An 11,359-nucleotide genomic window follows, 5' to 3' on the forward strand; every position below is an offset into this window, starting at 1 on the left:
GGTCTGCTCATAGCGTGGATGTCCGTACCTATAGTGTTTCCAACTAATCCGATTTAACCCAATCGGTAGGGGGGTGACCGATCCTGTGACCGATCCTGGCGACCTCTAATTTGTTTCCAACTAATCCGATTTAACCCAATCGGTAGGGAACCCTACCCCCGGCCCGTCCAATCTGCCCTCCCACCGTTTCCAACTAATCCGATTTAACCCAATCGGTAGGGCGAATGACCTATGGCTAAACAGCCATCCAAGGGCGGTGTTTCCAACTAATCCGATTTAACCCAATCGGTAGGGGCCTCAGAGCCAAAAATCAATGCTCTAAATGAGCGGGCGGTTTCCAACTAATCCGATTTAACCCAATCGGTAGGGCAAAACAATAGTGATTTGGGAGGAGTTTGACTTCAGGGTCGTTTCCAACTAATCCGATTTAACCCAATCGGTAGGGAGTTCGTCTGTAGAACCCAGACAGAACAAGAGTTTTGAGCCTCAAAATGACCCGTCTCTCTCTTACAGTATAAATCGAGTCTGCAAACCGGCCAACTGACACCCCTCAATCCCAGTTTCTGCAAGGATTTGAACCATCTCCACGAGAGAATGGGGGTTTGGGCGATTTCTCGAGACGGGTCAAGAAAAATCAAGCAACGGGTTAGATTCACCCAACCCCTTTTCCCAGTGTCGTTTAGGAGATTTTTCTCGCATTGTACGTCAATCAAAAGTTCTTTGACCCATCTCAGACCGATCGAATGCAAAAAATCGGGAAATTGGCAGCCTTCCCCGCCGCACAGGAGCGATCGCCCTCGAATGCCAAAACGCTCAAAACTAGATAGGGAAAAAGTTACAGCCATATTTTTTACGATAAATTTGAGCGATCGAGGCTCCGAAAACGGCGTAGAAAGGGGGATGTCTAGATAAAACGTTCGGAAACGAGCGCTGGCAAGGCTCTCGACTCAACCCCATTCTAGAGGTAGATTACCCCTGGCGACGCGAACCTTCGATCCCACTTCCGATCGCACCTTGGCACTTCCTGGCAGCTTCTCTAGCATCGCTCCTATATCTCGCTTTGGGCCTTAGCGACCAAAATTTCTCCGTTGCTATACAAAAGCCAATTGGAAAACTTTCGCAGCGAAATATTTCGGGTCTGCTATCGTAATCGGTGTAACTCCGTAACTTCCAGAGTCTGTAACTCACATACTTCGGAACTTACAGAGTTACAGAGTACCGAACTAACAGAGTCCCGAAGTATGTCCAAAATCCTGGCGATCGCCAATGGGAAAGGTGGTGTGGGCAAAACCACCAGCGCCGTCAACCTCGCCGCGCTCCTCTCCAATACCTACAAGACCCTGCTCGTCGATGCCGACCCCCAAGCCTCTGCCTCCTGGTGGGTCGATCGCGGAGAAATGCCCTTCGACTTAGCCCAAGAAACCGATCCCCAACTCCTCAAGCAGTTGAAAAAAGTGAAAGACTACGAACTGGTGGTGGTCGATACGCCCCCGGCGCTGCGAAGCGATGCCCTCAAAGCCGTAGTGGGCGCGGCCGACTATCTGATATTGCCCACCCAACCCGCACCGATGGACTTATCTGCCCTCATCGAAACCGTCCGCAGCGCGATCGCCACCGCCAAAGTTGACCATCGGGTACTGCTAACCAAAGTCGATCCGCGCAGCATCAACGAAGCTCTCGAAGCCCAACAATCCCTCATGGATGCCGGGATTCCCACCTTTAACAGTTTCATCCGAGCCTACAAAGTTCACGAACGCGCCCCCCTCGAAGGAATATCGATCGCCCAAATGAAAGGTAGAAACGCCGGGATTGCCGCCTCGGACTATCGCAAAGTTGTTGACGAATTGCAGAGGGAATGGTGATGGCCAAGCGACGCAAACTCTCCGATTTAGTCAAAGAAGAAACCCAGCGACCGGAAGAAACCGACTTACAGAGTACGGAAGTCCCAGACTCTCAAGAGAACGAAGTGACGAACTTACAAACTCCGAAACTTACAGACTTACAGACTCTCAAAGTAACAGAGTCTCAAGCAACCGTACCGACAGAGATACAGACTGCCGAAGTTGCGAACGATCGAACTAGCGAAGATACAGACTCCCGAAGTCACAAACTAACAAACTCCCAAAGTACCCAAGTGCCGAAGTACCTCACCCTAATTCGCAAAGAAACCCGACTGCGGGAAGACCAGCTCGATCGCCTCACCGCGATCGCCCGCAAGCTCAACCGTGCCAAACGCGGCGGCGAGCGCATCACCGAAAACACCCTGATTCGGGTTGCCGTAGATTTGCTCCTCGATCGCGCTGACGTACTTAGTGGGGCAACCGAAGCCGAACTGCGAGACTCCCTGAGCTTGGAAGAAACAGACTGACAGACTCACAGACTTTGGCAGTTTCAGACTTTGGCAGTTCCAGACTGCCGAAGTGACAAACATCGGTACTCAAATTCTCGATCGCGCAACGGCTCCTAGATATTTCCCCCGGCTGTAATTTCGAGCGATCGCATGATTTGCCGCTGCCTTGATTTCCCAATTTGCCGCGATAGATTCGCGCGTTATTGAGTTATTTTCATCGCCGTTTTTAGCCCGATCGATTGCCAGATCCGGTCAATGGGGTTTACGGAATCTTCAAACTTTCCGCGCGGAATACCGCGAAATCTTGGTGGCAGTTTTTTTTCTGGGCTTTGCATAATATGGGATAGAGAAATAAAAAAAATTCTGCTATGACTACAGATTCCGCGACCGTAACCCGGTATTACCGCGAACAGGCTTTAGATACTCTTGATATTGGAAAAACCACTTTTTACAAATGGGTGGAGTATCTCGGCATCGAGCAAAAAAGCGATTCTAGTAGGAAAAAATATTTGAACTCCGAGCAAATGAATCAGCTCGAAGAACTCAAAGTTTACCACAACAAGAACGGAAAAATTGAGGGATTTCTTAATAACAAAACCGATGAGTCCGGCGCGTTAGTCCAGGCAAACGACAATGCGATCGCCACAGAGGACACCACCGCAGACCTGGCGACCGAGGATATCTACGTCGAACCGGAAGAACCCACCGCCAATATGGATATCGACGGTCTGATGCGCCAAGCCGCCGAACTCAAAGCGCGCAATTTGGCAATGCCCGAATTGGTTAAGCTCAGCCTCGCTCAGGACATGACCTTCGAGGATTTGCCTCCCGATTTGCAAGGGAAAGTGAGTGCCGTGCGCGAAGCTGCCAACCCAAAGGACACGCCCGCTTCGATCGCATCCAATCTCCTAGCGCAGTATCGGAGCAATCGGAGCGGGAAGAACCAGAGCCAGTCTGCGTAAACTCGCCGGAATTCGAGCAAGTCTCATCAGCAATTCGATCGGGTCACAGCGTCCTCGTTCTCGGTGAGGCGGGAACGGGAAAAGCGCAATTTGCCCAAGCCTTATTCAATAGATTTGCTGGGGAAATGGATTGCGCGATCGCCATCTATAAAGGCAGCGGTAAGAAATTCTTCACCGACATCGCCGAGCAACTGGATATCCCCACCACCGAACCGAAACTGAACAAGGATGGCGAAGAGGTGGGAGAAAAGCCATTGACCATGGACGGACTCAAAGAGGAAATCGCTGGGAATATCGACGAGAACACCTTATTGATATTCCCCGAAGCCAAACGATTGACCACCGGCGTTCGATATTGGCTCGAAGATGCGATCGCATCAGGAGTCAAAGTGGTTTGCTTTGCGGTGGTCAATCCGCAGCGGGACATTTTTCTCGACATGGTGGAAGTCGAGTTAGAGCTGCCAGATAATGCCCAAATTCGATCGGTGATGAGCGCTGAAGCGTCCCGCATCGGTTTGCCAATTTCCCGATCGCGCCTGGCCGAGTTGCAACCGCTGGCGGGACGAAATCCCCTATTAGCAAAAAAGGTGATTCGCAACGAGCAGCTCGGACTCAACCAAAAAGCCAAGCCCGAGCATACGCAATATCTGGTGATTATGCCAATTCTGATAGCGATGCTCATGGGCTTTGGGGTGGTGCGGTTTATCGGGATGGGAACTCAGAACAAATCGCTCTATATTTTTGGCGGCGTGGCGCTCGTCAGCGGGATGACCTTGAAACAACTCGGCTCCATTCGCGGGGCAAGGAAGCGATTCGGACAATGATGGCAATTACCCATGGGGCGATCGCAGCGGCTGGAACGTCTCTGATACTCGGCAGCGCCGATCCGTTTATCTTGGGGCTGGCTATTGTCGGATCGCAGCTTCCGGATTTGGACACCAGCACCAGCACCATCGGGCAAATCCTATTTCCGATATCGAGCTGGATCGAAGACCGGTTCCCCCATCGATCGATAACCCACAGTTTGGCGGCGACGGCATTGCTCGCGGCGCTGAGTTTTGGAGCTTGCCACTATTTCGGTCAGCCCTGGCAAATTGCCCTGGCCCTGCCGCTGGGACATTTGCTCTCCTGTTTCTCCGATTGTTTCACCAAGCAGGGGGTTCAGCTATTTTGGCCCTGCAAGGCTTGGTGTATCAGCGTGAGCAATCCCCACAGGCGACTGACCACGGGTGGCCCTGGAGAATATTGGGTGCTGGTGCTGGCAGGTTTTCTACTCGCGGCTGGCATTCATATCGCCGGGGGCGGTGGGATTCAAGCTCAGGTGACGCAAGGGTTGGGTTTGCGCGACGGTGCCATTGCCACTTACAACCAAAATGCCGCCACCCATCAGATTTGGGCGAACATCGAGGGGGTCTACGCGAGCGATCGCACGGACGCATCGGGAAAGTACTTTATCCTCGATACCGCTGGCAACGAATTTATCGTTCTCGATCGCACTGGACGGATTTTCCAAACCAACCAGCAGATTATCGCCACCAAAGTTACCACCGACGTGGGTCAGACGGCACAAACTCAACTTCAAACCCTCACCTTTGACGATGAGAACCCATTACCGAAGCTGGAGGAAGTTCGAGCGAGCTATCCCGATGCGATCGTTTTTGTGACTGGCAATGTGACGGTGGATTTCCCCGAAGATATCGAGATTCCGCCGCAAACGGGATATTCCACGGTCGGATTGAGCGGATCGACCCTGAAGCTGAGTTATGAAGGAATAGAGAAGGCGATCGAACTGCTTGCCGACCAGTATGCGATCGGTTCTCTCTCCGTCAAGATTATTAAGCCCGCGCCGGTATGGAATTGAGCAAATTTGCCCCGATCGCGATCGTATCTACCATTGCCCTCGTCGTCTGGCCGCAGCAGCCACCGACTCAACCCGTCATCGCCCAGGTGTCGCCATCGGCTTCGCCATTGGGGAATTCAGAAACGCCATCCCCGGAAGCGTCTTCGTCCAAGCGACATCGAATTACTTGCAACGTCACGACTTTGGATGATGTGAAGGTGACCGAAAAGCAGACGGTGATGGCGGGTCAAGTTTTGTGCGATCGCACTGAGGCACGGGTGGCCCTCGAAGCCAAGAAGCAACAACTCGAACTAGCCCTATCCCAACAGCCGATCGCGATTCCCGTTAACCCGCTGATGGAATTACCCACCGCCGATTTCTCCGTGGAGGAAAACCAAATTGCTTCGGCTAGGGCAGAACTAGCAAGGCTCGAAGGCTCCGCGCCGCCACCGACGAACCACTATGACCCCTGGATGGCAAGCGTGACGGAGCCAGAGGCATTCGACAGACAAATCCAGTATCAACAGCAACTCGCCGACGCGCGATATCGGATATCCGATACGATGGCTCGGTTGAATCAAGCCAAAGCCTTGCGCCAACAAGAAGAACTGGTTTTCTTGCAGCAACAGCAGCTCAACCAGCAGCAGTTATTGCTCGAACAACAGCGTTCCGGGCAGCAGCAGAGCTATCAGAAAGCCCAATTATTGAACGATTTGCAGGATATCGAGGAGAAAATCGAGCAAATTACCGCAATCAAGTCGCCCTACAGCGGCAGTATCCGGCGGGTGAAGATTTTGGGACAAAGCGATCGCAATATTCAAGTTGAAATTTCACTCATTGCTAATGACTAACAAACTCCTAGGCGCTGCACCTGTACTCATTGCGATCGCCCTCATCGGTCACAGCGTCATCCGAGGTCGTGCCGAATCGGAACCCCGCATCATCCAAACCGTCGAGGTGCGCGGCGATTGGGAGGCGGCGGGATATCCAGCTCGGGTAGTTCCTGGCAGTGTCTACGATGGCGATACGATTCGCGTGAAATCGGATCGTCCCGAACTGGCGAAGTATGCCAACGACAAAGGCGAGATTAAAGTGCGGTTTGCTTGCATCGATGCCCCGGAAAAACAGCAGCGGCACGGGATTATGGCGCGCGATACGCTGCGATCGATTTTAGCGGCGGGTGAAGTCACCGTCGATCCGGTGGATGTCGATCGATATGGCAGAGTGGTGGCGGAACTCTGGAATGACGATGGATTGGTGCAGAGCAATATGGTCGTTGCGGGGGCAGCGTTTCCCTACGAGGATTACAAGGAAAATTGCAAAAATTGGGATGCGGTGAGTTATTCAGGCCAGTTAGCGAAGAAACAGCGATTGGGAGTGTGGGCGAGTGGCGTGCCGGAGTATCCGTGGGAGTGGCGGAGGAGGTAGGTGTGGCAGCCAGCAATAAGAAACCCTCCGACCAGCAATAAGGTTCGTTTTCAGCCAGGATTAATTGCAACTAAACGAGTCATTGAGCCAGGATTAACTGCAACTAAGCCAGGATTATTTGCAACGGGTCAGCAATAAGAAACTGGAGCCAGAATTAACTGCAACGAGCGAGTTAAGAAAACGGTCGTTTTTTTGACTCGGAGATTTAGACCTCTGGCTTCACGAGAATTCTGGCTTGCTGCCGTCAAGAAACTCGGTCAAGTTATCTAGGGAAATTAATCGTCCCAGATGATGAGTTTTTTGACTCAGGCTTCCGTTTTCAACAAGGGTCAAAGCGCTCAGATTGCCGCCAGATTCAGGAGTGGTAAACATTTGAGCCTAGTTGCAGATAATCCTGGCTGGTTGCAGTTAATCTTGTCCCAGTTGCAGATAATCCTGGCTCAGACGAGGTTGTAGTTGCAAATAATCCTGGCTCAAAAAAGTCTTGTTTGCAGGTCGAGGTGTTTCTTATTGCAGGTCGCTACACTTAACTCCCACTCGCTCTCCGATTTGGGGTTGCCAATTTTTCATGATGCGATCGCCTCCTGGGGGATGTCATCTTTCAACAGTGAGAACTCCTCTAGATAATTTCCGTTAAAGATGCTCAGTTCGTCTTTGCATTTGCGTTGCTTCAGAAATGATTTCACCCACTGGGTTTCAAGGGGTATGCCGAGGTATGCGGTTCCCGGAGCCTCCCAGGTGAGTTCGATCGCTTCACCTTTGTCGTTCGCCAGCCATGCATGGGGCATTGCTATCGGCAAATCGTCCGACGAGAGCGCGAATCCTTCAACGTAAGTCAGGGTTGTGTGTTTAAAGGCGAGTTGCTGGGCGTTGCGGTAGCAATATTTTGGCAAGCCGAGATCGAGATAGGGCGGTAGGGGAACGGCGGTCATGGGCTGACCGAGATCGAGAACCAATTCTGCAAATCCGCAGTATTTCCACTCCGGATAGCGGTGCAGTTGTCTGCGAATTTTGACTTGGGCTTCTAGGTCAGATTTGAGGTGGGTCAGGGAATTGTTTGTCATTGCAATCGATTAACGAACGACCTCATTCTGTAACGAGACAATCGCCTCGGTGGGGATGCCATCTTTCAACAGTGAGAACTCCTCTAGATAATTTCCCTCAAAGATACTCAAGCTATCCGGTCGGTTGCGCTGTTTTAGAAAGGCTTTGACCCACTTCGTCGAGAAGGGTATGCCGAGATATGCTATCCCTGGCTCTTCCCAAGTGAGTTCGATTGCTTCGCCTTTGTCGTTCGCTAGCCATCCATGGGCGATCGCCATTGGGATATCGGCTGAGATAGCATAACCCTCCACGTAGGTTAGAGTCTTGCGTCCGAATGCGACTTGTTGGCAATTGTAATAGCACGACTTTGGTAGACCGCGCTTGAGTTTCGGCGGCTTCGAGGCAGCAGTCATCGCCACGCCGCGATCGAGGATGAGTTCTTCAAAGCAACAGTATTTGCGATCGGGTCTGCCGTACTTGCGCATCTGCTCGACTCGTTGCTGGAGGTAGGATTGAATCTGGGTCAGAGAATCGCTGGTTATCATCGGTCTAATTGCAGCTCCCGAATAATACTGTCGTAGCGATCGCCATCGACTTTCTCGCGCAGGCGGGATTTCCAGTCTTCCACCGCATCCTCGTAATCGTCGAAGTAATGACCGTTTAAATAGCGATCGTTAATTCCTCGCGCTTTGCCATCTAAATCTTCGATATGGGTGGCGAATTTATCTCCGAGCTGGCGTAGCACCAGAGCCATGTGAATGGTGGCGGGTTCTTTGGGCAGCGTAACCGATAAAGGGGTGAAGTTATTCATCGTTCTACAATCCATTTCAAGAGGGGTCGGGGATGACGGCATCCCCATCAACATTAGCGGTCTAAATCCTCGATCGCGCTGTCGATTCTTTCATCCAGCAGTGCTGCTGCATCGTTGTTTCTCCTGAAGTTTACTGGTATTCGCAATCGAGATAGTTCCCATTGGCGAGGGCATCTTCGAGCTGGGCTTTCTCGTCTTCCAACTCGCTCAAGTCTTCATCTTCGGAAGCATGGCGCGTGCAAATATCAAACTCGTAGAGCAATTGCTGGATTTGCGAGTAGGTCATCTGTGATGGGTTCATATCATCTCATCCTTTAATACAAACGTTCGCGAATTATCCATTCGAGGCAAGATTTAATCGCATCCCCGTGGCAGGGTTCGGGAGCGCACCAGCACGCAAGCTCGATCGCCTCCCCCGATGCAACACGGGCTGCAAGTTTCCTCAACTCTTCCCACACCGCGCCTCGGCGTTGAACTTCTTGCTCTCGTCCGCGCCGATATTTTTGGATTACCGCAGTGCGATCGCCATCTCGACCGATTTTATAGGGATTACCCAGAATCGACGGACGACCGATGTAGATGCCGCCGGGGGTGGTTTTTCGATTAATAACCGATAGATTCATCGCACTGGTGCGGGACTAGAAAGAATTGGGAGCGTGCCTGAAGCCTTGAGCGATCGCAAGCTGGCACAACGCCTTAGCTCGCTCGCGATCGGAACTGCCGATGAGAGCGGCCAGGTTATTGGAAGCCAAACCGTGTCCTCGATCGCTGGCGAAGGTATACCACTTTTCGGCTTCTGGCTCGTTCGGTTCGATGCTGCCCAAGCCGAGATGATAGATCGAACCGACGAGGCATTGAGCTTCTGCGTGGCCCGCTTCTGCCAGGGGAAGGAGCAGTTGTAGGGCGCGATCGTAATTTCCGTTATCGTATGCGGTTTGGGCGGTTGTTAGGATTGAAGACATTTTTTTATCGATCGAATTTGGACAATTTGGGAAGAGAAAGCAGATCGCCCTCTCTTCTCAATCGAATTAGGGGCCGGGAAAGTTCCCGTCAAAGGAGGGAGGACAGGGCTTATTTTTATCCCACTCAAACGTGGCGATCGCGCCGTAACCTCGGCATTTATACCCACACATTTTCTTGGATGGGTTGGGGTTGGAAAATTCTCCCACAAAGACGCAGCGCTTCGTCGAGCCGCAAGACATGAGTCCGTGCATCCAAAGCAGAAGAATTCCAATAGCAATTTTTTTCATCGTTCGAGCGAATTCCATTACTTCTCGTACAGGTACAGTGCCAAACCGAATTTCGCCGCAGCTCGTCGAAATGCCATACTCTCGGCATTACTACTAGGGTCGCCGTAAGCCAGTTCGGTCAATTCTCCAGTTTTGCGATCGAGCCGTTTGAGTTCCTCAGTTCCGGTTGCCTCTCGCCATACGTCACCCCCAGCGGTGGGAAGGGTCAATCGTCCGACTATGAAAATCCGATCGTCGCTTAGGTGAGTCGAGCGAATTTCCCACGTCCAACCAGGGGCATACTTATCCAAAATCGGACAGACCCGAAACCAGGGAACGTAAGGGGCATTGCCTTTATCCTTAAGTTTTTTGAGCATAGATTGAGGCAATGGGCGCTTGATGGCATCTTGAATCTGTTTGAGCGTCCATTCTCCAGGGTGGCTCGGGGGTTGAAGTTTATTCTCGATCGATTCGACAGCTTGCATGATGTTGAGTTCGATGGGGGGGAACGAGCGGGGATGTCGGTATCCCCAAGATTCATCAGGCGGCGGACTCTAGCTGAGCCACTTTTTCACGCAGCATCAGCAACCGAATCTTGTACTCGCAGCGGTAATACTCCAAGTCAATCTCTAGCTCGGTTTTACGATCGCTTGCGTCCCGAATTTGTTTGAGGACTTTCGATCGTTCTAAGTCTTCAAGCCGTAGCTCGTTGCGTTTGGCTTTGCGCTGGCTGTCGTTCCTCAAATCGTCATCGTAGGCGATCGCCCGATCGATTTGATTGTCAATCAGTGACAGAGTTTCACTCAGGCGGCGAATTTGCTTCTCGCGATCGAGGATGTTGCGCTGGATGCGTGCGATTTCTCGCGGATACTGTTCGAGTTCGAGCATGATTTTATCTGGAGGAAGTTGACGGTGGGGGAATGAAGGCATCCCCCCAATTGGGTCGTTACATTACCGAGGCATAGTAGTCGTTCTCATCCTGCCGCCGAACTTGCGCCCAGTATTTGGCTGCTTCCTCCTCAGCCCGATCTCGCTCGCATTCGTAATCCTTGATTTCACACTCAATCTGTTCCCAGACTTCCTTCTCGCTTTGGCATTCTTCGATATGGGGTTTTGATGCGCCTTGCAAAAGCGCTTTCAGTTGAAAAACATCCTTCTCGGTGACGCTTTCCTCAGAGTTGGATAGGAGGAAAGACGAGAGCTTAAACTCTAGATCGGTGACATGTTGCAACAATGCATTCAAGCCATCGTATTGTTCGACTGATGGTGACATAATTAGATTGCTCCAATTTACGTTGTGAGTAGAGCCGAGAGAAATCGTTTAGTAGCTTTGTCTCTCGGCTTCTCCTTCATTATTACATGAATACACGTAATAATGAAGGAATTCGTTACATTATTTTACGTGTATACGTGTAATAATGGGTAAAGTAAATACCCGTTACATTTATGGCTGGAGTCAAAGGTAAATCAGGTCGTCCTGGTGGTGCGCCTGAGAATTTAACTTCTTATACGACCGATCGGGATGAGCCGCTGCTGGCAAAATTACAGCTTCGCGTTGGTGAGTCGATGATGCAAAGAGTGAAATCGATTGACGAATGGCAAGAATTTGTAAGACAGGCAATTCAAAGAGCGCTCGATGAAATGGACGATCCAAAAAACTCATAGGCAAACCCCGTCACTGTGGTGGTGGTGGGG

19 protein-coding genes, 1 pseudogene and 1 CRISPR repeat array are annotated in these 11,359 nt (G+C 51.4%); of the genes and pseudogenes, 9 read left to right on the forward strand and 11 right to left on the reverse strand.

Annotated features, from left to right (window positions below):
* Window positions 1-35 precede the first annotated feature (35 nt).
* Window positions 36-445: direct repeats of the CRISPR family, unit length 36 nt; unit sequence GTTTCCAACTAATCCGATTTAACCCAATCGGTAGGG.
* Between the two features lie 796 nt (window positions 446-1,241).
* The 8 genes and pseudogenes from IQ235_RS07905 (at window position 1,242) to IQ235_RS07935 (ending at window position 6,580) form a co-directional block, all read left to right on the forward strand.
* The gene (locus tag IQ235_RS07905) at window positions 1,242-1,862 is read left to right on the forward strand and encodes a ParA family protein (RefSeq protein WP_264320937.1); all 621 of its coding nucleotides are present in this window, start codon (window positions 1,242-1,244) and stop codon (window positions 1,860-1,862) included.
* Window positions 1,862-2,368 carry a hypothetical protein gene (locus IQ235_RS07910; protein ID WP_264320938.1) on the forward strand — a complete coding sequence of 169 codons (507 nt, stop codon included), beginning with the start codon at window positions 1,862-1,864 and terminating at the stop codon, window positions 2,366-2,368. The genes IQ235_RS07905 and IQ235_RS07910 overlap by 1 nt, the downstream gene beginning before the upstream one ends.
* Window positions 2,369-2,718: 350 nt before the next feature.
* Window positions 2,719-3,312, forward strand: a complete 594-nt coding sequence (locus IQ235_RS07915; protein WP_264320939.1) for a hypothetical protein — start codon at window positions 2,719-2,721, stop codon at window positions 3,310-3,312.
* Window positions 3,249-3,416: pseudogene (locus IQ235_RS19000) on the forward strand (sigma 54-interacting transcriptional regulator); the annotation flags it as partial. The gene IQ235_RS07915 and the pseudogene IQ235_RS19000, both read left to right, overlap by 64 nt.
* 21 nt (window positions 3,417-3,437) lie before the next feature.
* Complete coding sequence (locus IQ235_RS07920; protein ID WP_264320940.1) at window positions 3,438-4,136, forward strand: hypothetical protein; 699 nt, start codon at window positions 3,438-3,440, stop codon at window positions 4,134-4,136.
* Entirely contained in the window at window positions 4,133-5,173 is a 1,041-nt protein-coding gene (locus IQ235_RS07925) for a metal-dependent hydrolase (protein WP_264320941.1), read from the forward strand. Before IQ235_RS07920 ends, IQ235_RS07925 begins: the two co-directional genes overlap by 4 nt.
* A complete protein-coding gene (locus IQ235_RS07930) occupies window positions 5,164-6,003 on the forward strand; it encodes a hypothetical protein (RefSeq protein ID WP_264320942.1) in 840 nt (279 codons plus the stop codon). The genes IQ235_RS07925 and IQ235_RS07930 overlap by 10 nt, the downstream gene beginning before the upstream one ends.
* Window positions 5,996-6,580, forward strand: coding sequence for a thermonuclease family protein (locus IQ235_RS07935; RefSeq protein WP_264320943.1), 585 nt, complete (start codon window positions 5,996-5,998; stop codon window positions 6,578-6,580). The genes IQ235_RS07930 and IQ235_RS07935 overlap by 8 nt, the downstream gene beginning before the upstream one ends.
* A gap of 219 nt (window positions 6,581-6,799) precedes the next feature.
* On the opposite strand, the gene IQ235_RS07940 is transcribed toward IQ235_RS07935, so the two are convergent.
* The 11 genes from IQ235_RS07940 to IQ235_RS07990 all read right to left on the reverse strand — a co-directional run bounded on the left by IQ235_RS07940 (window position 6,800) and on the right by IQ235_RS07990 (window position 10,937).
* On the reverse strand, window positions 6,800-6,952 hold the full coding sequence (locus IQ235_RS07940) for a hypothetical protein (RefSeq protein ID WP_264320944.1): 153 nt from the start codon (window positions 6,950-6,952) through the stop codon (window positions 6,800-6,802).
* 194 nt (window positions 6,953-7,146) lie between these two features.
* Complete coding sequence (locus IQ235_RS07945) at window positions 7,147-7,644, reverse strand: hypothetical protein (RefSeq protein ID WP_264320945.1); 498 nt, start codon at window positions 7,642-7,644, stop codon at window positions 7,147-7,149.
* Between the two features lie 9 nt (window positions 7,645-7,653).
* Window positions 7,654-8,169 (reverse strand): hypothetical protein, encoded by a 516-nt coding sequence (locus IQ235_RS07950; protein WP_264320946.1) that lies wholly within the window; start codon window positions 8,167-8,169, stop codon window positions 7,654-7,656.
* Complete coding sequence (locus IQ235_RS07955; RefSeq protein ID WP_264320947.1) at window positions 8,166-8,435, reverse strand: hypothetical protein; 270 nt, start codon at window positions 8,433-8,435, stop codon at window positions 8,166-8,168. The genes IQ235_RS07950 and IQ235_RS07955 overlap by 4 nt, the downstream gene beginning before the upstream one ends.
* A 130-nt stretch (window positions 8,436-8,565) precedes the next feature.
* Entirely contained in the window at window positions 8,566-8,736 is a 171-nt protein-coding gene (locus IQ235_RS07960) for a hypothetical protein (RefSeq protein ID WP_264320948.1), read from the reverse strand.
* 13 nt (window positions 8,737-8,749) lie between these two features.
* Window positions 8,750-9,058 carry a DUF4326 domain-containing protein gene (locus IQ235_RS07965; RefSeq protein WP_264320949.1) on the reverse strand — a complete coding sequence of 103 codons (309 nt, stop codon included), beginning with the start codon at window positions 9,056-9,058 and terminating at the stop codon, window positions 8,750-8,752.
* Window positions 9,059-9,073: 15 nt separating this feature from the next.
* The gene (locus IQ235_RS07970; RefSeq protein ID WP_264320950.1) at window positions 9,074-9,397 is read right to left on the reverse strand and encodes a tetratricopeptide repeat protein; all 324 of its coding nucleotides are present in this window, start codon (window positions 9,395-9,397) and stop codon (window positions 9,074-9,076) included.
* Between the two features lie 66 nt (window positions 9,398-9,463).
* Entirely contained in the window at window positions 9,464-9,685 is a 222-nt protein-coding gene (locus IQ235_RS07975; RefSeq protein ID WP_264320951.1) for a hypothetical protein, read from the reverse strand.
* A 17-nt stretch (window positions 9,686-9,702) separates the two neighbouring features.
* Complete coding sequence (locus IQ235_RS07980) at window positions 9,703-10,149, reverse strand: DUF1071 domain-containing protein (protein ID WP_264320952.1); 447 nt, start codon at window positions 10,147-10,149, stop codon at window positions 9,703-9,705.
* A 55-nt stretch (window positions 10,150-10,204) separates the two neighbouring features.
* Complete coding sequence (locus tag IQ235_RS07985) at window positions 10,205-10,594, reverse strand: hypothetical protein (RefSeq protein ID WP_264320953.1); 390 nt, start codon at window positions 10,592-10,594, stop codon at window positions 10,205-10,207.
* Between the two features lie 16 nt (window positions 10,595-10,610).
* Window positions 10,611-10,937 (reverse strand): hypothetical protein, encoded by a 327-nt coding sequence (locus tag IQ235_RS07990; RefSeq protein WP_264320954.1) that lies wholly within the window; start codon window positions 10,935-10,937, stop codon window positions 10,611-10,613.
* A 173-nt stretch (window positions 10,938-11,110) separates the two neighbouring features.
* On the opposite strand from IQ235_RS07990, the gene IQ235_RS07995 reads away from it, so the two are divergent.
* Entirely contained in the window at window positions 11,111-11,329 is a 219-nt protein-coding gene (locus IQ235_RS07995) for a hypothetical protein (protein WP_264320955.1), read from the forward strand.
* Window positions 11,330-11,359: the final 30 nt, after the last annotated feature.

Source organism: Zarconia navalis LEGE 11467 (genome assembly GCF_015207075.1).
GTDB classification, from domain to species: domain Bacteria; phylum Cyanobacteriota; class Cyanobacteriia; order Cyanobacteriales; family Geitlerinemataceae; genus Zarconia; species Zarconia navalis.

Bases quoted from the DNA above. Each gene is read 5' to 3' on its own strand.
- IQ235_RS07995 (WP_264320955.1), top strand. From the start codon at position 11,111: ATGGCTGGAGTCAAAGGTAAATCAGGTCGTCCTGGTGGTGCGCCTGAG.
- IQ235_RS07955 (WP_264320947.1), bottom strand. From the start codon at position 8,435: ATGAATAACTTCACCCCTTTATCGGTTACGCTGCCCAAAGAACCCGCC.
- IQ235_RS07980 (WP_264320952.1), bottom strand. From the start codon at position 10,149: ATGCAAGCTGTCGAATCGATCGAGAATAAACTTCAACCCCCGAGCCAC.
- IQ235_RS07990 (WP_264320954.1), bottom strand. From the start codon at position 10,937: ATGTCACCATCAGTCGAACAATACGATGGCTTGAATGCATTGTTGCAA.
- IQ235_RS07915 (WP_264320939.1), top strand. From the start codon at position 2,719: ATGACTACAGATTCCGCGACCGTAACCCGGTATTACCGCGAACAGGCT.
- IQ235_RS07910 (WP_264320938.1), top strand. From the start codon at position 1,862: ATGGCCAAGCGACGCAAACTCTCCGATTTAGTCAAAGAAGAAACCCAG.
- IQ235_RS07930 (WP_264320942.1), top strand. From the start codon at position 5,164: ATGGAATTGAGCAAATTTGCCCCGATCGCGATCGTATCTACCATTGCC.
- IQ235_RS07970 (WP_264320950.1), bottom strand. From the start codon at position 9,397: ATGTCTTCAATCCTAACAACCGCCCAAACCGCATACGATAACGGAAAT.
- IQ235_RS07935 (WP_264320943.1), top strand. From the start codon at position 5,996: ATGACTAACAAACTCCTAGGCGCTGCACCTGTACTCATTGCGATCGCC.
- IQ235_RS07985 (WP_264320953.1), bottom strand. From the start codon at position 10,594: ATGCCTTCATTCCCCCACCGTCAACTTCCTCCAGATAAAATCATGCTC.
- IQ235_RS07945 (WP_264320945.1), bottom strand. From the start codon at position 7,644: ATGACAAACAATTCCCTGACCCACCTCAAATCTGACCTAGAAGCCCAA.
- IQ235_RS07960 (WP_264320948.1), bottom strand. From the start codon at position 8,736: ATGAACCCATCACAGATGACCTACTCGCAAATCCAGCAATTGCTCTAC.
- IQ235_RS07950 (WP_264320946.1), bottom strand. From the start codon at position 8,169: ATGATAACCAGCGATTCTCTGACCCAGATTCAATCCTACCTCCAGCAA.
- IQ235_RS07975 (WP_264320951.1), bottom strand. From the start codon at position 9,685: ATGAAAAAAATTGCTATTGGAATTCTTCTGCTTTGGATGCACGGACTC.
- IQ235_RS07905 (WP_264320937.1), top strand. From the start codon at position 1,242: ATGTCCAAAATCCTGGCGATCGCCAATGGGAAAGGTGGTGTGGGCAAA.
- IQ235_RS07965 (WP_264320949.1), bottom strand. From the start codon at position 9,058: ATGAATCTATCGGTTATTAATCGAAAAACCACCCCCGGCGGCATCTAC.
- IQ235_RS07940 (WP_264320944.1), bottom strand. From the start codon at position 6,952: ATGTTTACCACTCCTGAATCTGGCGGCAATCTGAGCGCTTTGACCCTT.
- IQ235_RS07925 (WP_264320941.1), top strand. From the start codon at position 4,133: ATGATGGCAATTACCCATGGGGCGATCGCAGCGGCTGGAACGTCTCTG.
- IQ235_RS07920 (WP_264320940.1), top strand. From the start codon at position 3,438: ATGGATTGCGCGATCGCCATCTATAAAGGCAGCGGTAAGAAATTCTTC.